Source organism: Aestuariivirga sp., from assembly GCF_020252395.1.
GTDB lineage: Bacteria > Pseudomonadota > Alphaproteobacteria > Rhizobiales > Aestuariivirgaceae > Aestuariivirga.
The window spans coordinates 137,154-159,013 of the sequence record NZ_JADCDB010000004.1 but is presented as its reverse complement, the minus strand read 5'-3'; the positions used below and the strand labels follow the sequence as shown (position 1 = coordinate 159,013).

Here is a 21,860-nt window from a genome sequence, read left to right as displayed (position 1 = left end):
CCCCGTCACTGCCGCCGCCGCAGGCTGCGGCAGTGTCAACGGGGTAATGGCGAATGGCAAAGCAAGGAAGCGTGGTCTGGTCGGAACTGATGACCACCGAAGTGAAAAAAGCCAAGGCCTTTTACGGCAAGACGCTGGGTCTCACCTTTCAGGCTTTCGATCCTTCGGGCGAAGGCAACTACTGGGTCGCCATGGCGGGCGGCGAGTCCGTCTGGGGCCTGATGGACATGACCTCCCGGCCAGGCAGCCCGATGGGCTGGTTTACCTATCTTGCGGTCGATGACGTCGATGCCCGGGTGGCCGAGGCTGTGGCGGTGGGCGGCAAGCTGCTGGCGCCGGTGTTCGACGTGCCGTCAGTGGGCCGGATCGCCATTGTGCAGGACCCGGCCGGCGCGGTCATCGGCTGGATGAAACCGGCGCCCGTCATGGCCTCCTCACCCGTCTGAGCGTGAGATTGATGCGCCCACCGTCCTTCAGCAGGCTGGAGGTGCCGGAAAACACCCGGTCGATGCCGTGATAGCAGAGGCGGGAGGCTCCGCCCATCACCAGAACGTCGCCGGAGGAGAGCTTCAGCGTTCCCGTCTTGCCGCCGCGCTCCGGCCCGCCGATGCGGAACACTGCCGTATCGCCAAGCGAGACGGAGAGCACGGGGGCCGCGAAATCCTCCTCGTCCTCATCCCGGTGCAGGCCCATTTTGGCGCCGCCATTGTAGAAATTGACGAGGCAAGCCTCGGGGTCATGCGGATAGCCCGACACCTCCCGCCAGAGCTCAAGCAGGGTGCCAGGGATCGGCGGCCAGGGCCTGCCCGTCCCTGGGTGGGTGGGCTGGTAGCGGTAGCCCGCCCGGTCCGACACCCAGCCGAGAGGCCCGAGATTTGTCATCCGCACCGTGAAGGGCCGGCCGGTGCGCGGCATGACGGGGGTGAACAGCGGGGCCTCCGCCACGGCGGCGCGCAGGTTTTCCACCAGTTGGCGCTGGTCCTCGGGGCCAAGGTGGCCGGGCAGATATCGCAGTCCGGGTTGCATCAAGCGCTTTTCCGTTGCCGGTCGAGCGCCGGCAAGCCATTTCCTCCACCTGGTGGAAGGCCGGGGGGATCGGGGCGGATGAGGCGGCCCTCACTCCGATCACTTTTGCGTGGGCGAACCGCTTGATAGGCCGTAGCCCCCTGCCTATATAGCCTCCGACCGCCGGTGACCCGAAGAATCGGGAAGCCGGGACCTAATCTTAATCAGGAGGCGGACCCCCCTTGGCCAAATGGGGGTCGGGCAAGTGCCTAAAGGGCTTTCCCAAGCTCCGCCTGCCAATTGGAGGATCAAGATGGCGAAAGTGATTGGTATCGACCTCGGCACCACCAACTCCTGCGTTGCGGTGATCGAAGGCAAGAACCCCAAAGTGATCGAAAATGCCGAGGGCGCCCGCACCACCCCCTCGATCGTCGCGTTTACCGCAGACGGCGAAACCCTGGTCGGCCAGCCGGCCAAGCGCCAGGCGGTGACCAACCCCGAGAACACCTTCTTCGCGATCAAGCGCCTGATCGGCCGCCGCTTCGACGATCCGATGGTGGCCAAGGACAAGAAGCTCGTTCCCTATTCCATCATCAAGGCCGACAACGGCGATGCCTGGGTCGAGAGCCGCGACAAGCGCTTCTCCCCCTCGCAGATTTCCGCCTTTACTCTGACCAAGATGAAGGAAACGGCGGAGCGCTATCTGGGTGAGACTGTAACCCAGGCCGTGATCACCGTTCCGGCCTACTTCAACGACAGCCAGCGCCAGGCCACCAAGGATGCCGGCAAGATCGCCGGCCTCGAAGTGCTGCGCATCATCAACGAGCCGACGGCCGCGGCGCTTGCCTATGGCCTCGACAAGAAGGAAGCTGGCACCATCGCGGTCTATGACCTCGGCGGCGGCACCTTCGACGTGTCGATCCTCGAGATCGGCGACGGCGTGTTCGAAGTGAAGTCGACCAACGGCGACACCTTCCTTGGCGGCGAGGACTTCGACATGCGCATCGTCGATTACCTCGCCGATGAGTTCAAGAAGGAGCAGGGCATCGACCTGCGCAAGGACAAGCTTGCGCTCCAGCGCCTGAAGGAAGCCGCTGAAAAGGCCAAGATCGAGCTGTCGTCCGCGACGCAGACCGAGATCAACCTGCCCTTCATCACGGCGGACCAGACGGGCCCCAAGCACCTCACCCTGAAGCTCACCCGCGCCAAGCTCGAAGCCTTGGTCGAAGACCTCATCCAGCGGACCGTCGAGCCCTGCCGCGCCGCGCTCAAGGACGCCGGTATCACGGCCGGTCAGATCGATGAGGTGGTTCTCGTCGGCGGCATGACGCGCATGCCGAAGGTCATCGAGACGGTGAAGCAGTTCTTCGGCAAGGAGCCGCACAAGGGCGTTAACCCCGATGAAGTCGTGGCCATCGGCGCTGCGATTCAGGCTGGCGTCCTGAAGGGCGAAGTGAAGGACGTTCTCCTGCTCGACGTGACGCCGCTTTCTCTCGGCATCGAGACGCTGGGTGGCGTGTTCACCCGCCTAATCGACCGCAACACCACGATCCCGACCAAGAAGAGCCAGGTGTTCTCGACCGCTGACGACAACCAGACGGCCGTGACCATCCGCGTCTTCCAGGGCGAGCGTGAAATGGCGGCCGACAACAAGATGCTCGGTCAGTTCGACCTGATGGGCATTCCACCGGCCCCGCGCGGCATGCCGCAGATCGAGGTGACCTTCGACATCGACGCCAACGGCATCGTCAATGTCTCCGCCAAGGACAAGGCTACGAACAAGGAACAGCAGATCCGCATCCAGGCCTCCGGCGGCCTGTCGGATGCCGAGATCAACAAGATGGTCAAGGAAGCGGAAGCCAATGCCGCCGAGGACAAGAAGCGCAAGGAGCTGGTGGAAGCCAAGAACCACGCCGAAGCCCTTATCCACTCGACGTCGAAGTCGCTCGGCGAATTCGGCGACAAGGTTTCGGCCGCCGACAAGTCGGCGATCGAAAGCGCCATCGCCAGCCTTAAGTCCGCGCTGGAGAACGATGGCGCCGAGGCCGTGAAGGATAAGACCAACGCCCTGTCGCAGGCCGCGATGAAGCTTGGCGAGGCCATGTACAAGGCTCAGGCCGGCCAGGCCGAGGCGGATGCGGCGCGCGATGCCGGCGCCCCGAAGGCCGGCGCCGACGACGTGGTCGACGCCGACTTCGAGGAAGTGAAGGACGACAACAGGAAGTCCTGAGACCCCGGATGACCAGGAACCCCGCTTCACGTCGCAGGCCCCCAGCGGGCCAGCCGCGCGGGGCGGGGTTCCGCTCTTTCGCATTTCAAATTGTTTCCGGTCCGGCGTGCCGTTTGCGCCAGGACGAAAACCGACAGCGGTAAGCATTCATGGCCAAGCGTGACTATTACGATGTTCTGGGCGTTGGCCGGTCGGCCGACGAGAAGGAACTCAAGGCCGCCTATCGCAAGCTCGCCAAGCAGCTGCATCCCGATGCAAACCCTGGCGACGCCAAGACCGAGGCCAAGTTCAAGGAGCTGAACGAGGCCTATGACGTGCTCAAGGACCCGCAGAAGAAGGCGGCCTATGACCGTTTCGGCCACCAGGCCTTCGAGAACGGCATGGGCGCCCGCGGCGGCGCCGGCTTTGGCCCCGACTTCAATTCCTCGATGTCCGACATCTTCGAGGACCTGTTCGGCGATTTCATGGGCGGCGGCGGTGGCGGCGGACGTGGCCGCCGCAGCGGCGGCGGGCGCAACAGCGGGGCCACGCGCGGCTCCGACCTGCGCTACAACATGGAGATCAGCCTCACCGAGGCTTTCACCGGCAAATCCGCGCAAATCCGCGTCCCGTCCTCGGTGTCCTGCGAGGTGTGCAGCGGTTCGGGCGCCAAGTCCGGAACGAGCCCGAAGACCTGCTCGGCCTGCGGCGGCCAGGGGGCGGTCCGTTCGCAGTCCGGCTTCTTCACGGTGGAGCGCACCTGTCCCTCGTGCCAGGGGCGGGGCCAGGTGATCCCGGACCCTTGCAGCGCCTGTTCGGGCCAGGGCCGCGTCACCAGAGAGCGCACGCTGTCGGTCAACATTCCCGCAGGCGTCGAGGACGGCACGCGCATCCGTCTTGCCAGCGAAGGCGAGGCTGGCCTGCGCGGCGGGCCGTCGGGCGATCTCTATATCTTCCTGAGCGTCAAGCCGCATGAGTTCTTTCAGCGCGACGGCGCGGACCTGTTCTGCAAGGTCCCAGTCTCGATGACGGCGGCCGCCATCGGCGGCGAAATCGAAGTGCCCACCATCGACGGCAATAAGGCCCGCGTCTCGGTTCCTGAAGGCACCCAGACGGGCAAGCAGTTCCGTCTCAGGAACAAGGGCATGCCGGTGCTGCGGTCGTCGCAGATGGGCGACATGTATATCCAGGTGGCGGTCGAGACCCCGGTCAACCTGTCGCGCCGGCAGAAGGAACTCCTCAAGGAGTTCGAAAAGGAAGCGAAGAACAACAGCCCCGAGTCGGAGGGTTTCTTCGCCAAGGCCAGGGCCTTCTGGGACGGCTTCGGCAGCTGAGGGTCCGCCTCTCTCATGGTTGTTCATCATACCCGGCCGGCGTGCCGGGCATGATGCGTTGAAGGCGCCGGGGAAGCCTACTCCGCCGCCTTCTGCAGGCCAGCACCCGTAAGCAAGTCCAGCAGCTCCGTCTCGCGTTCCTTTGCCTTAGCAGCGTTCGCCTCCTTCACGTGGCCGAAGCCGCGGATCATGTCCGGCAGGCCAGCGAGGTCCAGCGCCACGCTGCTGCGGGCGCGCTCCGGCGTGGCAATGAGGCGCTCCACGAGGGCGCGGTAATCGGCGATGAGCTGGCGCTCCATGCGGCGTTCCGGATTGCGGGCGAAGATATCAAAACGCGTGCCGCGCAGGCGCTTCATCTTCGCGAGCACCCTGAAGGCGCTCATCATCCACGGACCATATTCCGTTTTCATCGGTTTGCCCGTGAAGCCATCGACGCGGCCGCGGATCGGCGGGGCGAGATGGAACTTGAGTGTGAAGTCACCCGTGAACTGCTTCGAAAGCTTCTCCGCGAAGCTGCCGTCGCTGTAGAGGCGGGCGACCTCATACTCGTCCTTATAGGCCATGAGCTTGAACAGGTTCTTCGCGACGGCGAGCGCCAGCGGCTCGGAAACGGGGCGCACCTTCATGACGAAGCTGCGGTAACTTTCAGCGTAGACCGCATCCTGGTAGGCGGTGAGAAACTCCACGCGGCGCGCGATCGCCTCGTCCAGCGTCTCCGCCTTCGTCTCCACCTTCGCGCCGATCACCGCGCGCACAGCGGCCTCATCCACCGCGGCACGGCGGCCCCAGGCAAAGGCGGCGAGGTTCATCTTCACCGACACGCCGTTGAGCTGCACCGCTGCCTCGATTGCCTCGCGCGTGAGCGGCACGAGACCCTTCTGCCAGGCATAACCCAGCGTGAAGAGATTGGCGGCGATCGAATCGCCCATGAGCTTGGTGGCGATCCCGGTGGCGTCGATGGCGGAGAAGCCGCCCTGCTTCGCTGCCGCCGCGATGCGCAGCGAGAGGGCCTGGCCCTGCACGTCGAAATTGGCATCATGGGTGAAGTTCGCCGGCATCACCTCATGGCTGTTGACGACGGCATGGGTCTTCGCGCGCGACGCGGCGGAGAGGACGCGTTCGGAGGCGCTGGTGACAAGATCGCAGCCGAGAATGAGGTCAGCATGGCCGCGCGCCACGCGCACGGCGGAGATCGCCTCTGGTGTGGCGCCGATCTTGAGGTGGGTGACCACTGTGCCGTTCTTCTGCGAGATGCCCACCATGTCGATGAGGGCCGCACCCTTGCCCTCGATGTGGGCCGCCATGCCGAGCAGATGGCCAACGGTCACCACGCCCGTGCCGCCGATGCCGGTGACGAGAATGCTCCACGGCTTGTCCAGCGTGGGCAGCACGGGCTCCGGCACGGGCGGAAAGGGCGTCTTCCCGGGGTCGACCGCCGGGCCGCTGCTGCCCTTCACCAGTTCGCCGCCTTCCACCGTCACGAAGCTGGGGCAGAAGCCCTTTAGGCAGGAGAAATCCTTGTTGCAGCTTGACTGGTCGATCTTGCGCTTGCGGCCAAACTCGGTGTCCACCGGCTGGATCGCCACGCAGTTGGACTGCACCCCGCAATCGCCGCAACCCTCGCAGACAAGTTCGTTGATGAACACGCGTTTCTGCGGGTCGGGGAACTGGCCCTTGCGGCGGCGGCGGCGCTTCTCCGCGGCACAGGTCTGGTCATAGATGAGCACCGAGACGCCCTTCACACCCATCAATTCCGTCTGCACCGCCTGCAACTCGCTGCGGTGGTTGAAGCTGGTGAGGGCCGGGAAACCCGAGCGCGCGGGATACTTGTCCGGCTCGTCGGAGACGACCGCAATGCGCTCAACGCCGATGGCACGCATCTGCTGGGCGATCCGCTCCACCGTCAGGCCGCCATCATTGCGCTGGCCGCCGGTCATCGCCACGGCATCGTTGAACAGAATCTTGTAGGTGATGCTGGTGGAGGTGGCCACCGCGTGGCGGATGGCCATGAGGCCGGAATGATTGTAGGTGCCGTCACCCATGTTCTGGAACACGTGGCTGCGCGTCGAGAACGGCGCCTCGCCCACCCAGTTGGCGCCCTCGCCGCCCATGTGGGTGGCGCCCTCGGTCTTGCGGCCCGGCACGAACTGGGCGAGCCAGTGGCAGCCGATGCCGGCATAGCCGCGCGCGCCATCGGGCAGCACGGTGGAGGAGTTATGCGGGCAGCCCGCGCAGAAATAGGGAATGCGGGCGACGAGGTCGGCCTGGTTGCAGCCGGTGGAAAAATCCTGCAGCGCCGAGGCGCGGTCTGACGTAGCGCGGTCCTGGATGCGGGCGGCGATGGCGAAGGCGATCTGGTTCGGCTCCAGCACGCCATGCGGCGCGAACAGCGTTTTTCCGTGCTCGTCCTGCTTGCCGATGACGGCGGGGCGGGTGTCCTCCGCATAGAGAATGCCGCGCAGCTGCGCTTCGATGAGCGAGCGCTTCTCCTCCACCACCATGATGGTGGACAGGCCCTTCGCGAAGTCCTTCACCACCGTCTCCTCCAGCGGCCAGACCATGCCGATCTTGAGCAGGCGGATGCCGAGCCTTGCCGCCTTCACCTCGTCGATGCCGAGGTCATCCAGCGCTTGCCTCACATCGAGATAGGCCTTGCCGGCAGCGACAATGCCGAGCGTGGGCTTGTCTCCGCCGCGCATCACGATGCGGTTGAGGACATTGGCCCGCGCGAAGGTTTTTACGGCGGGAAGCTTGTGCATGTGGATGCGCTCTTCCTGCACGACGCGGTCATCGCTGGGGCGGATCGACAGGCCTCCGGAGGGTGGCGCGGGTTCGGAGGGGATAACGGGGTTCACCCGGCCGGGCCCGGCCTCGACGACGGCGGCGGATTCGACCGTGTCGTGCACGCATTTGAGGCCCACCCAGACGCCCGCGTGGCGCGATAGCGCATAGCCCAGCAGGCCGAAGTCGATGATCTCCTGCACGCCTGCGGGCGAGAGGACAGGGATCATCGCGTCCATCAGCGCCACGTCGCTCGCATGGACAACGGTCGATGATTCGCCCGAGTGATCGTCGCCCGCAATGGCGAGCACGCCGCCATGGGGCGAAGTGCCGGCCATGTTGGCGTGGCGGAACACGTCACCCGTGCGGTCGACCCCCGGGCCCTTGCCGTACCACAGGGCAAAGACACCGTCGTGCTTGCCCTCGCCGCGCATTTCGGCCTGCTGCGTGCCCCAGCAGGCGGTGGCGGCCAAGTCCTCGTTGAGGCCCGGCTGGAACACGATGTTGCGCGGCTCCAGCACCTTTCTCGCCGCCTGGAACTGATTGTCCACCGTGCCGACAGGCGAGCCGCGATAGCCGGAGATGTAGCCTGCGGTGTCGAGCCCGGCCTGCCGGTCACGCTCCGACTGCATCAGCACCATGCGCAGGATGGCCTGCGGCCCGGTGAGGAACAGGCGCGTGATCGAAAGGTCATAAAGGTCGGCGAGGCTGTGGGTCGACTTGGACATGGGCTCAACTATACTGAAACAGATGGATAATCCAAACGCTTCCCCCGCGGGGGTCAGCTTCGCCGAAGCGCTGAGGGTGTGGGCGCGGATCGGGCTTCTCTCCTTCGGCGGACCCGCAGGCCAGATTGCGCTGATGCACCGCGAAATCGTTGAGCAGCGGGGCTGGCTCAGCGAAAAGGACTATCTCTCCGCCCTCAATTTCTGCATGCTGCTGCCTGGCCCGGAGGCGATGCAGCTCGCAACCTATGCAGGCTGGAAGCTGCATGGCGTCAGGGGCGGGCTCGCGGCGGGGCTGCTTTTTGTGCTGCCGGGGGCGCTCATCGTTCTGGGGCTCAGCATGCTCTATGCGGGCTTCGGCAAGCTGCCGCTGGTCGAGGCGCTGTTTTACGGCGTGAAGGCCGCCGTGCTGGCGATCGTGCTGGAAGCGCTGCTGCGCGTTGCCCGCCGCGCGCTGAAGACAACGGCCGACTGGGTCATCGCAGGCCTCGCCTTCCTGGCCCTCTTCGCCTTCGGGCTTCCCTTCCCCCTCATTATCGCCGCGGCCGCGGCCTATGGCTTCTGGCGGGGCCGCGGCGTGGCGGGGGAGCATACCGGCGAATTGCCGTCCTGGCATGCGCTGAGCCGCACGGTGACCGTCTGGGGGGCGATCTGGCTGGCGCCGCTTGCAGCTCTGGCGCTGCTGCTGGGCCCCCATCACGTGCTCACCGAAGTGGGTGTGTTCTTCTCCAAGCTGGCCGTCGTCACCTTCGGCGGGGCCTATGCGGTGCTGGCCTATATGGCGCAGGCCGCGGTCGAGAGAGAGGGCTGGCTTTCGGCCGCCGAGATGATCGACGGGCTGGCGCTTGCCGAGACGACGCCGGGGCCGCTGATCCTGGTCACGCAGTTCGTGGGCTATTTCGCGGGCCTCCGGGAAATGGGGTCGGTGTGGGGCGGGCTTGCCGCCGCCGCGGTAACGCTGTGGATGACATTTGCTCCCTGCTTCCTGTGGATCTTCGTGGGAGCGCCCTACATCGAGGCGATCGGCAAGCGGCCAAGGCTCTCAGGCGCGCTTGCGGCCATCACGGCGGCGGTGGTGGGGGTGATCCTCAATCTCTCACTCTGGTTCGGGCTGCATGTGCTGTTCGGCGAGGTAACGCGGCGCGAGGGCTGGTTCAGGCCATGGGTTCCGGCATGGGGCAATCTGGACTGGTTCGCGCTGGGCCTGAGCGTTCTGGCGGCAGTGGTGCTGCTGCGCTTCCACTTCGGAATCATCCGTACACTGATGGTATGCGCGGTGATCGGTGCGGTGTGGCGGCTGGCGTTCTAAGCGCATGATCTTATCGCAACTCACCCTGGCAGTGTCGCGCTTGTTCTGTGAACCCAAGGGGTGACGAGGACATGGGTGATGCCAAACCTCACCCCCAGCTCCAGAAATCATTGCCTTCCTTGGCGAGGCTTCTGGCCAGCACCATCTTGTGCACTTCGGACGCGCCGTCCACCAGCTTGGCGCAGCGGGCGTAGCGGTAGATCCATTCCAGCACCGTGTCCTTCGAATAGCCGCGCGCGCCGCAGAGCTGCACGCCGGCGTCCGCCGCGCGGTTCAAAGTGTCGGCCACGTGGATCTTGGCCATGGAGATTTCCTTCTGCGCCTTTTCGCCCTGGTCGAGCTTCCAGGCGGCATGCATGGTGAGGAGGCGGCCCTTCTCGATCTCGGCCGCCACTTCCCCCAGCATGATCTGCACACTCTCGCGCCCGGCAAGCGCCGAACCGAAGGCCCTTCGCTCCTTCACATAGGCTTGCGCAATCTCAAGGCAGCGCTTGGCCAGCCCCGTCCAGCGCATGCAATGGGTGAGGCGCGCTGGCCCCAAGCGGATCTGGGTGAGGCGCAACCCATCGCCCTCCTCCATCAGCCGGTTCTCCTCCGGAATCTCGAGACCGTCAAAGTCGAGCTCGCAAGTGCCGCCCAGTTCCTCCGGCCCCATGGTCGGCACGCGGCGGACAATGCGCCAGCCCGGCTGGTCCTTGTGATAGAGGAAGGCCGAGAGGCCATTGCGCGGGTCCTCGGACGTGCGCGCGACGAGAATAAAGTGCGTGGCGCCGTCAGCGCCCGAGATGAACCATTTTCGTCCGTATACAACATATTTTCCGCCGCGCTTCTCGGCCCGCGTCAGCATCATGCCGCCGGGGTCGGAGCCGGAGCCCGGGTGCGGCTCCGTCATCACGAAGGACGAGCGGATATTGCCATCGATGATGGGCTGCAGCCACTGGTCCTTTTGCGCATCCGTCTTCAGCACCTTGTTGAGCACGGTCATGTTGCCATCGTCCGGGGCCGAGCAGTTGAAGGCGAGCGGGCCGAAGATCGAGCGGTTGGCCTCCTCGTAGAAGGCGGCCCAGCCCACCATCGGAAGGCCAAGCCCGCCGCGGTCCTTGGGCATCTGCGGCGCCCACAGGCCTGCGGCCCTGGCCTTCTCGCGCAGCGGCTTCAGGACATCGAGGCGAATGTTCTCATGCTTATTGTAATTGGCGCGGTCGGACTCAAGGGGCATCACGTGCCCGGCCACGAAGGCGCGGACCTTCAGGCGCAGCGCGTCAATGTCGGGTGAAAGTGCGAAATCCATGACTGTTTCCTCAGGCCAGCGCGTGGCCGCCGTCGATGTTGATCTCCGCACCCGTCATGAAGCCGGACGCCTTCGGTGAGGCGAGCAGCAGCAGCGTGGCGTCGAGGTCCGAAGGGTGGCCGGAGCGGCGCTGCGGCACGCGCTTGATCATCTCCTGGCCCGCGGGGCTTGCCAGATAATCGTCCGTCATCTCGCTCGAGATGAAGCCCGGTGAGATGGCGTTGACGCGGATGCCGAAGCGCGCCCATTCCATGGCCTGCGCCTTGGTCATGTGCAGCACCGCCGCCTTGCTGATGGCATAACTCGCCGAGGACATGCCGACGCGGCCCGCGACGAGCGATGCGATGTTGATGATGGCGCCCGGCCGCTTGGCGCCGATGAGGCGCTGCGCGAAGGCGCGCGACAGGCGCCACACCGCATTGACGTTGGTGTCCATCACGCGGTTCCACTCGGCATCGGGCGTATCGACGATGCGCCCGCCGCTGGCGATGCCGGCGTTGTTGACGAGCAGCGTCAGCGGCCCGAAGGCGCGCGCGGCCTCGTCCAGTGCCGGGCCGATGGAGGCGGTGTCAGTGACGTCCAGCGCCAGGGCTGCGATGTTGGGGGAAGAGGCAGCAAGGTCCTTCAGCCTGTTGGTGCGGCGGCCCGCTGCCACCACCTTCGCGCCGTGGGCGGCTAGCACTTCGGCGAAGCGGCGCCCCAGGCCGGAGGAGGCGCCGGTGACCAGGGCCACCTGCCCGGTAAGGTCGAAAAGCTGTTGCGCGGGCGTGATTTGGCTCATCGGTTGGACTTTTCCCCCTCGGTCTTGCTATCTAGACGGCAAATCAGCCTTCCCACAAGGTTCGGAAATGTCCTACCTTCCCCTCGTCGGCCTGCCGGCCGATACCTATGAAAGCCACGGCTTTCAGTATCATTCGATCGGCGACAAATATGTGCGCGCCGTGGCCGAGGTGGCGCTGTGTTCGCCCGTGATGATCCCCTCCATGATCGACGCGCTTCAGATCGATGACCTGCTTGAGCATTTCGACGGCATCGTGATGACTGGGGCTGTCTCCAACGTGCACCCGCCGCATTATGGCGAACAGCCGTCACCTTCGCATGAGCCCTATGACCATGCCCGCGACGCCACCACGCTGAAGCTAATCGAGAAGGTGCTGAAGAAGGGCCTGCCGCTGTTCTGCATCTGCCGCGGCTTCCAGGAGCTGAACGTGGTGCTGGGCGGCACGCTCGAAACCGAATTGCAGGAGATCGAGGGCCGGCTCGATCACCGCGCGCCAAAGCATGAGGACGTCGACGTGCGCTATGCGCCCGCACACGCCATCAACATCCGCTCCGGCGGCCTGCTCGAGCAGATCCTCGGCAAGCGCGAGACCATGGTGAACTCGATCCACCGCCAGGGCATCAAACGGCTGGCCAAGGGGCTTGCCGTCGAAGCCACTGCGCCAGACGGCATCATCGAGGCCGTCTCGGTGCGCGATGCGAAGAGCTTCGCCATCGGCACGCAATGGCACCCGGAATTCAAGGCGCTGAACAACCCGGATTCGGTGAAGCTGTTCACGGCGTTTGGCAATGCCGTGCGGACCTATGCGGCGGCGCGGGGGAAGTCGCTCAGGACAGTGGCGTAAGCCTGAAGTCTTTTCCCGCTCCTTCGGCGGGAGAGCACGAGAAACCTCACAGCATCGACGGCAGCACGCGGTCCGGCGGATTGTGCCCATCCACCCAGGTCTTGATGTTGATGATCACCTTCTCGCCCATGTCGATGCGGCCCTCGATGGTGGCGGAGCCCATGTGCGGCAGCAACACCGCTTTCTTGGCCTTGAGCAGGCGTGGGTTGACCGCGGGCTCATGCTCGAAGACGTCGAGCCCGGCGCCGCCCAGTTCGCCCGCCTCCAGCATGCGCGCGAGCGCATTCTCGTCGATCACCTCGCCGCGCGCGGTGTTGACGATGATGGCCTCGGGCTTCATCAGTTTGAGGCGGCGCGCCGACAGGAGGTGATAGGTGGCGGGCGTGTGCGGGCAGTTGACGGAGACGATGTCCATGCGCGCCAGCATCTGGTCGAGGCTTTCCCAATAGGTGGCCTCGAGCTCTTCCTCCACCCGGGGGTGGACGGGCTTGCGGTTGTGATAGTGAATCTGCAGGCCGAAGGCCTTGGCGCGGCGCGCGACCGCCGCGCCGATGCGGCCCATGCCGATGATGCCGAGCCGCTTGCCCCAGATGCGGTGGCCCAGCATCCACGTCGGCGACCAGCCGGCCCAGCTGTTGTCGGCCCCGATCACCTTGGCGCCCTCGATGATGCGGCGCGAGACGGCCATGATCAGCGCCATGGTGAAATCGGCCGTATCCTCGGTCAGCACGCCCGGCGTGTTGGTGACGGTGATGCCGCGCGACAATGCCGTCTCGACGTCGATGTTGTCGACGCCATTGCCGAAATTGGCGATGAGTTTCAGCTGGTCGCCGGCCTGCATCAGCGCCGCCTTGTCGATGCGGTCGGTCACCGTAGGCACCAGCACCTCGGCCGCCTTCACCGCCTCGATCAGCGCGGCGCGGCTCATCGGCTCATCGGTGGTGTTGAGCCTGGTGTTGAACAGCTCCATCATGCGGGTCTCGACGGCGTCGGGCAGCTTGCGGGTGACGACGACGAGGGGCTTGCGCTTGCTCATGCGGTAATCCTGGCTCCAGTCCCAATCTCTAAGACAATTTTAATCCTTCAGGTTCAATCCTGTCAGCGGTCCGTGCGGGGTCACGGGTCCCGTGCCTTCTCGTTTGCACGGGGCAGCCGGTGGTGTAAACTGTCTTTGTGTTGTATCGGGCGCGATGGCCGGCGCCCAGCGCCCGGGCGGTTGAGAGGATTATCGATTGTCATGGCGGAAGGTCCGGCCAAGAAGCGGCAATATGGCTCGATCATCCTGAGTCTGGCCTGCATTGGCGTGGCCGGGGCGGTGGGCTGGTCGCTGTTCGGTAAACGCCTTGAGTCGCAAGCCAGCGCCGAACGTGGCGCGGTGACGGGCTCGATCGGCGAGGAAGTGGCTAGGCCGGTGGGCGCCTCCGGGCTTCCTATCCCGCGTTTCGTGTCGCTGAAGGCCGAGAAGGTGAATGTCCGCCGCGGCCCTTCCAGCGATCATCCGGTTGCCTGGGTGTTCCAGCGTAAGGGCCTGCCGGTGGAAATCGTCGCCGAATTCGAGAACTGGCGCCGCGTGCGCGATTCCGACGGCGAGGAAGGCTGGATCCTGCAGAACATGCTGGCCGGCAAACGCACGGCCGAGATCGCGCCGTGGAAGCAGGGCCAGAACGTGGCGCTGCTGCAGAGCCCGAAGAACGGGGCAAGTGTGGTGGCCGAAGTCGGCTCTGGCGTCGTGGCCGAAGTGGAAAACTGCGACGGCGACTGGTGCGAGCTCAGCGCCGGCGGCTATAGCGGCTTCGTGGAGCAGACTCAGCTTTGGGGCATCTACCCCGGCGAGAAGGTGGACTGAGCCGGCCGATCACGCTCCGAGTGGTCCGATCCGCCCCACCACATTGGCTGCAATACGGGCTGCGGTGAAGGCGGCGATTTTCGAGCGGTCGCGCAGCGGCACGAACTCCACCATGCAGAAACCTGCGATGCGGGCCTTGGCGGCCACGCCCGCGATGAGGTCGGTCACCTGGGTATAGCTGAGCCCGCCGGGCGTGGGGTAGGCGACAGCCGGCATTTCCGCCGCATCGAGTGCGTCGCAGTCGAATGAGATGACGCAGTTGCAGTCCTCCGGGATGTGCCGCAGCACCTCGGCAACACCGTTGTGGTGCACCTCGCGCGCCGTGACGATATGCGCCCCCCAGGCAAGCGCATCGCTCACCTCCCGTTCGCGGGCGCTGCCGATGCCGCGCGCCCCGGCCTGCACGATGCGCCAGACATGGTCATGCTCGGAGGCCCGCCGCATGGTGGAGGAAAAGCCCATGGCTTCGCCGCTCCGCTCCTGGCGCCAGTCGATGTGGGCGTCGATCTGCAGGATGACGATTGCAGGCTGCTCCGAATAGGCGGCGAGGAAGGGAATGGACGCCGAATCATCTCCGCCGAACATGATGGGCACGGAGCCGGCCTGAAGAATCCGCCGGGTCGTCTGTTCGATCAGGGCGCGGTTGTGCGCGCCGTCCTTCGGGCGGGTTTTCAGGTTGCCGAGGTCGCAGATTTTCTGGCCGTGGCGCAACAGCGGGCGCCCCAAGTCGAAATCCCAGTGGTCCAGCCATTCGGCATCCGCCGCCAGCGCCGTGCGGAAGGCGTCCGGCGCGGCGGCGTGGACGGAATTGTCGATCTCGGAGTAGGGCGTGCCGTGCGGTGCACCGAAGACGGCGGTATCGAAGCCCTCGGGGCTCGCGGCGCGGATAGCGCCCATGAAGGGCGGAACGGCGGTCAGCGCAGTCATGCTCGGCGAAGCTCGGTCCTTAGGCGGCGCGGGCGGTGCGGTGCTGGTCCGGCCAGGCCACGCGCGCCGCCGGCAGCGTGAGGCGGGCGCGGGCGCCCTCGCCTGGGCTCGACGCCACCGTCACCTCGCCAGCATGGAGAAGCGCCACGCGCCTGGCAATGGGAAGGGCAAAGCCCTTGAGGCCGGTGAGCGCCAGTTGCGGCTCGAACGGCCGGTCGTGGGGCTGCGCCCCGCCGCTACTAGCCCCGGTGCTGCTCACGATGTCGATGGCAAGTCCCCGGTCGGGCTGGCGCAGCAGCTTCACGTCGACGATGCCACCGGGTGTTGAGATGCGCACTGCCCACAAGACAAGGCTGACGAGCGCTTGGCGGATGCGGTCGGCATCGCAGGAGACTTCGATCCCGGCCGGAATGACTGCAGCAATGGTGGTGCCTGCCTCCTCGGCCGGCATCCGGCAGGAAGCGAGGGCGGCCTCCACCAGTTCCCCGGCATCGACCTGCTGTTCCTTCAGCCGCAGCCGGCCGCGCTCGAAGCGGATGTAGTCATGCAGCTGGGTGGCGAAGCCGAGCAGGTTGCGGCTGCCGTCCTGCAGGTGGCGGCGCGCTTCGTCCGCGGTGTCGGCCGGCAGCAGTTCGGCAAAGCCGGCGAGCGTGGTGGCGCAGGTCTTGACCTCCACCGCCACCGCCTCCAGCAGCCGGTGGGTGGGCGAACCCTGCCCGGCGTTGCGCAAAGTCGAGCGCCGCTCGACCTTGGGGTGCGCTGCCGCTGGGGAGGCGAGCGCGCGCCAATGCATGTACCAGCCCGATGCCGCGAGCCCCAGTGCGGCCGCCATGAAAGCTGCAACCAGCAAAACACCCAGCGCGTCCACCGTGGCATAAACGGCGACCGTGCCCGCCAGCAACAGGGTGAAGCCGCCGGCAGCCGCAAGTGCTGCAAGAGCAGGCAGTTTTCCCGGATTGATCCCGGTTGGAAAGCGCATGGATGTGATATCCCTGCCAGAAAGCAAATTCGGCCCCAATATGATCTTTTGGCATTTTCAAGCCGTTAACGGCAGGGTAGTCACTGCCCCGGCCGGCAGCCTTCGGCCTGAAAGGACGGTTTCGAGATTTCCATGAACGTACTTCCCCAGGGGCACCCCCCGTTCAAGGTGGGCAAGCTCGGCGTGTTGCTGATCAACCTCGGCACGCCGGAGGGAACCTCCTATTGGCCGATGCGCCGCTACCTCAAGGAATTCCTCTCCGACCGCCGCGTGATCGAGGTAAACCCCGTGCTGTGGTGGGTGCTGCTGAACGGCATCATCCTGTCGACCCGCCCCAAGAAATCCGGACATGCCTATGAGCAGATCTGGAACCGGGAGAGGAACGAATCGCCGCTCAAGACCATCACCCGCTCGCAGGCCGAAAAACTGGCGGCGCGCCTGGCGGATCTTCCCAATGTCATCGTTGACTGGGGCATGCGCTATGGCCTGCCGCCGACGAAGGAGCGCATCGAAGCGCTGAAGGAGCAGGGCTGCGACCGCATCCTTCTGTTCCCGCTCTATCCGCAATATTCGGCCTCGACCACCGCGACCGCCCTCGACAAGGCCTATGACGCGCTGAAGACCATGCGCTGGCAGCCCGCCATCCGCACCGTGCCGCCCTATTTCGACAACCCGGCCCATATCGAGGCGCTGGCCCTCTCGCTCGAGGCGCACCTCAAGACGCTGGACTGGGAGCCGGACGTGATCCTCGCCTCCTTCCACGGCCTGCCGAAGGATTACTTCATGGCGGGCGACCCCTATCACTGCCATTGCATGAAGACGGCGCGCCTTCTGGGCGAGCGTCTCAGGCTTCCGCGCGAGAAGCTGCAGGTCGTGTTCCAGTCTCGCTTCGGCAAAGCCGAATGGCTGCAGCCCTATGCCCAGCAGACGGTGGAGGAGCTTCCCTCCAGGGGCGTCAGGAAGCTTGTGATGATCTGCCCGGGCTTCGCCAGCGACTGCGTGGAAACGCTGGAAGAGGTGGCCATCGGGCTCAAGGAAACCTTCGAGGAGGCGGGCGGCGAAAAGTTTTCGGTGGCGCCCTGCCTCAACGACAGCGAACCCTCCATCGCCATGCTTGACGCGATCGTCCGCAACGAGCTCAAGGGCTGGGCCTAGACCCTTGAACTCCCGCGGCGATATCGCCATATCCGGCCTGCCGGCGATGGGCGGCATCAGGGGGCGGACGGCATGATGTATCAAGGCCTGAGCATTTTCGTTCTGGTTTTTCTTGCGGTGGTGATCTTCTACCTTCTGCGCGCCATCCGCATCGTGCCGCAGGGCTATAACTACACCGTCGAGCGCTTCGGAAAATACATCGGCACGCTGCAGCCGGGGCTCGGCATCATCGTGCCCTTCATCGACCGCGTCGGCGCCAAGCAGAACATGATGGAACAGGTGCTGGACATTCCCTCACAGGAGGTTATCACCAAGGACAACGCCATGGTGAAGGTCGATGGCGTGTCCTTTTACCAATGCGTCGACGCGGCGCGCGCGGCCTACGAGGTGCGCAATCTCGAGAACGCCATCATCAATCTGGTGATGACCAATATCCGCACGGTGATGGGTTCACTCGATCTCGACAATCTGCTGTCGCAGCGCGACGAGATCAACCACCGCCTGCTCAATGTCGTCGACCAGGCGACCCAGCCTTGGGGTATCAAGATGAACCGCATCGAGATCAAGGACATCAACCCGCCGCGCGACCTGATCGACTCGATGGCCCGCCAGATGAAGGCCGAGCGTGACAAGCGCGCCGCCATCCTTGAGGCGGAGGGCCTGCGCCAGGCCGCTATCCTGAAAGCCGAAGGCGAGAAGCAGTCGGTGGTGCTCGAGGCCGAAGGCCGGAGGGAGGCCGCCTTCCGCGATGCCGAGGCGCGCGAGCGCTCGGCGGAAGCCGAGGCCAAGGCCACCCAGATGGTGTCGCAGGCCATCGCCGAGGGCGACGTGCAGGCCATCAACTATTTCGTGGCCAACAACTATATCAAGGCTCTGGAGCATATCGCCATCTCGCCCAATCAGAAGGTGCTCATGCTGCCGGTCGAGGCGGCCTCGGTCATCGGTTCGATTGCCGGCATTTCCGAAATCGCAAGGGAAGCCTTCGGTGGCGGAGCGCCCTCGCAGCCTCCGCGCAGCCGCGGCAGCGTTCCGGTCACTGGGCCAGGGAAGTAGGGGCCGCCGCGATGGAACAGCTATTCCCCATGCTCGGCAATTGGGTGTGGTTCGTGGCGGCGGGCATTTTCCTGATGCTGGAACTTATGTCGCCCGGCGTGTTTTTCATCTGGCTGGGAATTGCCGCCGTCCTCACCGGCGTCATCGACAATGTTCTTGACCTTGCCTGGCAGGGCGAGCTCGTGGTCTTCGCCTTTCTTTCGGTCATCGCCGTCATCGCTGGCCGCCGTTTCTACAAGGGCCCGGCGATGGAACCGGAAGACAATCCTCACCTCAACCGCCGGCAGTACGGCTATGTGGGCCGCAGCTTCACCCTCGGCCAGCCTATCGTGAATGGCCGCGGCAAACTGACGATCGAGGACACGGTCTGGCAGATCGAGGGACCGGACATGGAAGCGGGCGCCCGCGTGAAGGTCACGGCGGTCAATGACATGACGCTGGTGGTGGCGGTTCATCCCTGAGTTCCGTCATCCCGGCTTTCGCCCGGGTGACGGTTAAAGGGGAAAAACTAAACCAGCCCGATCCGCAGCAGGTCGTGGATATGCACCAGGCCCACCGGCCTCTTTTCCGCATCGATCACGAAAAGGCTGGTGATCTTCAGCGAGTTCAGCTGCTCCAGCGCCTCTGACGCAAGAGCATCGGGGCCGATGGTCTTCGGCGCCTTGGTCATCACGGCGCCGGCCGTGCGGTTCAGGAGGTCCGGCGCCATGTTGCGGCGCAGGTCGCCGTCGGTCACGATACCCACCAGCGCGCCATCGGCGCCGACCACGCCGAAACAGCCATAGCTGCGCCTCGTCATTACGATCAGCACGTCCGGCATGGTCATGCTCTCGGGGCCAAGCGGCAGTTCTTCCCGCGCATGCATGATGTCGCGCACATGCTTCAACTGCGCGCCCAGCTTGCCGCCGGGGTGGAACTTGCGGAAATCATGTGCGCTGAAGCCTTTGTCCTCCAGCAATGCAATGGCCAGCGCATCGCCCAGCGCCATCTGCAGCAGCGTCGATGTCGTGGGCGCGAGCCCATTGGGGCAGGCCTCCCTGGCGCGCGGCAGCGGCAGAACGATGTCGGCCTCCTTGCCGAGCGTGGACTCCGGCGCCGAGGTGATGGCGATCAGCGGCACCGCGAAGCGCCTGGCATAGGTGAGGATGTCGCGGAGTTCCGGCGACTCGCCCGAATTGGAGATCATCACCACCACGTCGTCCGGCGTGATCATGCCGAGGTCGCCGTGGCTTGCTTCCGCCGGGTGGACGAAGCTCGCTGGCGTGCCGGTCGAAGCGAGTGTCGCCGCGATCTTGCGCGCGATGTGGCCCGACTTGCCCATGCCGGTCATCACAACGCGGCCCTTGGCCTTGCGGATGACTTCGGCCGACTGCGCCAGCGCATCGCCCAAGGGCCCATCGAGCGCCGCGATCAGCTGCCGCATGCCTTCGGTTTCGGTGACGAGCGCCCGTTTGGCGGACTCGCGCCACTGGGCCCCGGGCGGGACGGGATTAAGGTGCCGGTTCGACATGGCCGGGCTTCTAGACCTTTTGGGCGGAGGGTGCAAAAGCTTGCTGCCGCCCACCTAAAACCGTCATTCCGGCGAAAGCCGGGTGACGGCAATGAAGAGTTACAACCCGCCCTTCTCCGCCAATATCTTCCTCAGCGCCTCGCGGAAGCCCGGCCCTATGTCCGGGCGGTCCAGCGCGAAGGCGGCATTGGCGGCGAGGAAGCCCACCTTGTCGCCGCAGTCATAGGTCGTGCCGCGATATTTGAGGCCAAAGAAGCGCTCGCGCTGCATGAGCCGGATCATCGCGTCCGTGATCTGGATTTCGCCGCCGGCGCCAGGTTCCTGTTTCTCGATCTCGCCGAAAATCTCGGGCTGCAGGATGTAGCGGCCGGAGATGATCAGGTTCGACGGCGCCAGCTCCCGCGTCTTCGGCTTTTCCACCATGGAAGTGATGGTGAAGGAATTGTCTGTCCAGTCCTTCGCCCCCACCACGCCATAGCGGCTCACCTGCTCCCACGGAACCTCCTCTACGGCCACTACGTTGCCGCCGCCGTGGGCCTGGTAGACGCCGATCATCTGCTTCAGGCAGCCGGGGCTCGCGTGCATCACCATGTCGGGCAGAAGCAGCGCGAAGGGCTCGTCCTTGACGAGCTGGCGCGCGCACAACACGGCGTGGCCCAGCCCCAAGGGCTCCTGCTGGCGGGTGAAGCTCGCCTGCCCGGCCTTGGGCAGGTCCTTCGCCAGCGCGCCGAGTTCCGCTTTCTTGCCGCGCGCGGCCAGTGTCGCGTCGAGTTCGAAGGCCTTGTCGAAATGGTCCTCGATCACCGCCTTGCCGCGGCCCGTCACGAACACGAAATGCTCGATCCCCGCCTCGCGCGCCTCGTCAACCGCCAGCTGGATTACCGGCCTGTCCACCACGGTCAGCATCTCCTTCGGCATCGCCTTGGTGGCGGGCAGGAAACGCGTGCCGAGCCCGGCGACGGGAAAGACGGCAGTCTTGATCGGACGGACCATGAGTAACCTCTCGTTGACCGGAACTCCCACCTTGCGCCCCAAAGAAGTTCAGGTTTGGACAGTTCCGGAACTTCGCTACACTCACCCCGCAGGAGTTTTCAATGGCCATTCTCGTCACGGGCGGCGCCGGCTACATCGGCAGCCACATGGTTCTGGCACTGGTGGAGCGCGGCGAGGAGGTTGTCGTCATCGACAATCTTTCGACCGGCATGTGGTGGGCGATCCAGCCGCAGGCGAAGCTCATCGAGGGCGACATCGGCGACGAGGCGCTGCTCGACCGCGTGATGTCACGGCACAAGTTCGATGCCGTGGTTCATTTCGCGGGTTCGATCGTGGTGCCGGACTCGGTGAAGGACCCGCTCGGCTATTACCTCAACAACACGGTCAAGTCCCGCATGCTCATGGCCTCGGCGGTGAAGGCGGGCATTCCGCGCTTCATCTTCTCCTCCACCGCCGCCGTCTATGGCGATGTGCCCGCTGAACCCGTCTTCGAGGACCGTGCACCGGCCCCCGTCTCGCCCTATGGCTTCTCCAAGCTCATGACCGAGCAGATGCTGAAGGACGCGAGCATCGCCCATGGCCTGCAATATGTGGCGTTGCGCTATTTCAACGTGGCGGGCGGCGACCCAGGGGGCCGCATCGGCCAGTCCACGCCACGCGCCACGCACCTGATCAAGGTCGCTTGCCAGACCGCACTCGGCCAGCGTGGCGAGCTCGAGGTCTTCGGGGCCGATTATGACACGCCGGATGGAACCTGCTTGCGTGACTACATCCACGTGAGTGACCTGATTGCTGCCCATGTCGATGCGCTGGCGCATCTGCGCAAGGGCGGCGCCAGCGGCATCTTCAATTGCGGCTATGGCAAGGGCTATTCGGTGCTCGATGTCATCAGTGCGGTGGAGCGCGTCAATGGCGCGCCGCTTGCCGTCAAGTACGGCCCACGCCGTCCAGGCGATCCGCCGGCCATCGTGGCGGGTGCCAGGCGCGTGCGCGAGGTGCTGGGCTGGCAACCCAAGCATGAAAACCTCGATTTCATCGTGGAGACAGCGCTCAACTGGGAGAGAAAGCTCGCCCGGCGTAACACCACCGGCCAGGCCTGATGCCCGATTGAGGCCGCA

19 protein-coding genes are annotated in these 21,860 nt (G+C 65.2%); 10 read left to right on the top strand and 9 right to left on the bottom strand.

The genetic code is table 11. The features are described 5' to 3' along the window. The first annotated feature begins 53 nt into the window (after positions 1 to 53). A complete protein-coding gene (locus tag IOC82_RS04125; RefSeq protein WP_290544911.1) occupies positions 54 to 446 on the top strand; it encodes a VOC family protein in 393 nt (130 codons plus the stop codon). On the opposite strand, the gene IOC82_RS04120 is transcribed toward IOC82_RS04125, so the two are convergent. Next, a complete protein-coding gene (locus IOC82_RS04120) occupies positions 424 to 1,026 on the bottom strand; it encodes an alpha-ketoglutarate-dependent dioxygenase AlkB (RefSeq protein WP_290544910.1) in 603 nt (200 codons plus the stop codon). The two genes, IOC82_RS04125 and IOC82_RS04120, sit on opposite strands and share 23 nt — an antisense overlap. A 292-nt stretch (positions 1,027 to 1,318) precedes the next feature. Here IOC82_RS04120 and dnaK point away from each other — a divergent pair, with 292 nt between their 5' ends. Together dnaK and dnaJ are read left to right on the top strand one after the other, a co-directional pair. Next, positions 1,319 to 3,235, top strand: coding sequence for a molecular chaperone DnaK (gene dnaK, locus IOC82_RS04115; protein WP_290544909.1), 1,917 nt, complete (start codon positions 1,319 to 1,321; stop codon positions 3,233 to 3,235). 149 nt (positions 3,236 to 3,384) lie between these two features. Further along, positions 3,385 to 4,548: a molecular chaperone DnaJ gene (gene dnaJ / locus IOC82_RS04110; protein ID WP_290544908.1), complete on the top strand. Its 1,164-nt coding sequence runs from the start codon at positions 3,385 to 3,387 to the stop codon at positions 4,546 to 4,548. A gap of 77 nt (positions 4,549 to 4,625) precedes the next feature. On the opposite strand, the gene IOC82_RS04105 is transcribed toward dnaJ, so the two are convergent. Then, entirely contained in the window at positions 4,626 to 8,057 is a 3,432-nt protein-coding gene (locus IOC82_RS04105) for an indolepyruvate ferredoxin oxidoreductase family protein (protein ID WP_290544907.1), read from the bottom strand. Positions 8,058 to 8,079: 22 nt separating this feature from the next. Here IOC82_RS04105 and chrA point away from each other — a divergent pair, with 22 nt between their 5' ends. Further along, on the top strand, positions 8,080 to 9,363 hold the full coding sequence (gene chrA / locus IOC82_RS04100) for a chromate efflux transporter (RefSeq protein WP_290544906.1): 1,284 nt from the start codon (positions 8,080 to 8,082) through the stop codon (positions 9,361 to 9,363). A gap of 88 nt (positions 9,364 to 9,451) precedes the next feature. Here the strand turns inward: chrA and IOC82_RS04095 are convergent, their stop codons facing one another. Beyond that, on the bottom strand, positions 9,452 to 10,654 hold the full coding sequence (locus IOC82_RS04095) for an acyl-CoA dehydrogenase family protein (protein ID WP_290544905.1): 1,203 nt from the start codon (positions 10,652 to 10,654) through the stop codon (positions 9,452 to 9,454). 10 nt (positions 10,655 to 10,664) lie between these two features. Next, positions 10,665 to 11,435 carry an SDR family oxidoreductase gene (locus IOC82_RS04090; protein ID WP_290544904.1) on the bottom strand — a complete coding sequence of 257 codons (771 nt, stop codon included), beginning with the start codon at positions 11,433 to 11,435 and terminating at the stop codon, positions 10,665 to 10,667. 67 nt (positions 11,436 to 11,502) lie between these two features. Between IOC82_RS04090 and IOC82_RS04085 the strand changes: the two genes are divergently transcribed. Continuing rightward, a complete protein-coding gene (locus tag IOC82_RS04085; RefSeq protein ID WP_290544903.1) occupies positions 11,503 to 12,279 on the top strand; it encodes a gamma-glutamyl-gamma-aminobutyrate hydrolase family protein in 777 nt (258 codons plus the stop codon). Between the two features lie 46 nt (positions 12,280 to 12,325). Here IOC82_RS04085 and IOC82_RS04080 read toward each other — a convergent pair whose 3' ends face one another. After that, complete coding sequence (locus tag IOC82_RS04080; RefSeq protein ID WP_290544902.1) at positions 12,326 to 13,315, bottom strand: D-glycerate dehydrogenase; 990 nt, start codon at positions 13,313 to 13,315, stop codon at positions 12,326 to 12,328. A 201-nt stretch (positions 13,316 to 13,516) separates the two neighbouring features. Here IOC82_RS04080 and IOC82_RS04075 point away from each other — a divergent pair, with 201 nt between their 5' ends. Beyond that, a complete protein-coding gene (locus tag IOC82_RS04075; protein ID WP_290544901.1) occupies positions 13,517 to 14,125 on the top strand; it encodes an SH3 domain-containing protein in 609 nt (202 codons plus the stop codon). A gap of 9 nt (positions 14,126 to 14,134) precedes the next feature. Here the strand turns inward: IOC82_RS04075 and IOC82_RS04070 are convergent, their stop codons facing one another. Both IOC82_RS04070 and IOC82_RS04065 read right to left on the bottom strand, forming a co-directional pair. Continuing rightward, positions 14,135 to 15,052, bottom strand: a complete 918-nt coding sequence (locus IOC82_RS04070; protein WP_290544900.1) for an arginase family protein — start codon at positions 15,050 to 15,052, stop codon at positions 14,135 to 14,137. Positions 15,053 to 15,071: 19 nt separating this feature from the next. Then, positions 15,072 to 16,031 carry a HAMP domain-containing sensor histidine kinase gene (locus IOC82_RS04065; protein ID WP_290544899.1) on the bottom strand — a complete coding sequence of 320 codons (960 nt, stop codon included), beginning with the start codon at positions 16,029 to 16,031 and terminating at the stop codon, positions 15,072 to 15,074. Between the two features lie 132 nt (positions 16,032 to 16,163). Here IOC82_RS04065 and hemH point away from each other — a divergent pair, with 132 nt between their 5' ends. The 3 genes from hemH to IOC82_RS04050 all read left to right on the top strand — a co-directional run bounded on the left by hemH (position 16,164) and on the right by IOC82_RS04050 (position 18,700). After that, positions 16,164 to 17,186: a ferrochelatase gene (gene hemH / locus IOC82_RS04060; protein WP_290544898.1), complete on the top strand. Its 1,023-nt coding sequence runs from the start codon at positions 16,164 to 16,166 to the stop codon at positions 17,184 to 17,186. A gap of 72 nt (positions 17,187 to 17,258) precedes the next feature. Further along, complete coding sequence (locus tag IOC82_RS04055; RefSeq protein WP_290544897.1) at positions 17,259 to 18,239, top strand: SPFH domain-containing protein; 981 nt, start codon at positions 17,259 to 17,261, stop codon at positions 18,237 to 18,239. An 11-nt stretch (positions 18,240 to 18,250) separates the two neighbouring features. Further along, on the top strand, positions 18,251 to 18,700 hold the full coding sequence (locus tag IOC82_RS04050; protein WP_290544896.1) for an NfeD family protein: 450 nt from the start codon (positions 18,251 to 18,253) through the stop codon (positions 18,698 to 18,700). Positions 18,701 to 18,747: 47 nt separating this feature from the next. Here IOC82_RS04050 and IOC82_RS04045 read toward each other — a convergent pair whose 3' ends face one another. Continuing rightward, a complete protein-coding gene (locus IOC82_RS04045; RefSeq protein ID WP_290544895.1) occupies positions 18,748 to 19,749 on the bottom strand; it encodes a KpsF/GutQ family sugar-phosphate isomerase in 1,002 nt (333 codons plus the stop codon). A 99-nt stretch (positions 19,750 to 19,848) separates the two neighbouring features. Then, the gene (locus IOC82_RS04040; RefSeq protein ID WP_290544894.1) at positions 19,849 to 20,742 is read right to left on the bottom strand and encodes a UTP--glucose-1-phosphate uridylyltransferase; all 894 of its coding nucleotides are present in this window, start codon (positions 20,740 to 20,742) and stop codon (positions 19,849 to 19,851) included. A gap of 101 nt (positions 20,743 to 20,843) precedes the next feature. On the opposite strand from IOC82_RS04040, the gene galE reads away from it, so the two are divergent. Further along, positions 20,844 to 21,842, top strand: coding sequence for a UDP-glucose 4-epimerase GalE (gene galE / locus IOC82_RS04035; protein WP_290544893.1), 999 nt, complete (start codon positions 20,844 to 20,846; stop codon positions 21,840 to 21,842). The last annotated feature ends 18 nt before the right edge of the window (positions 21,843 to 21,860 follow it).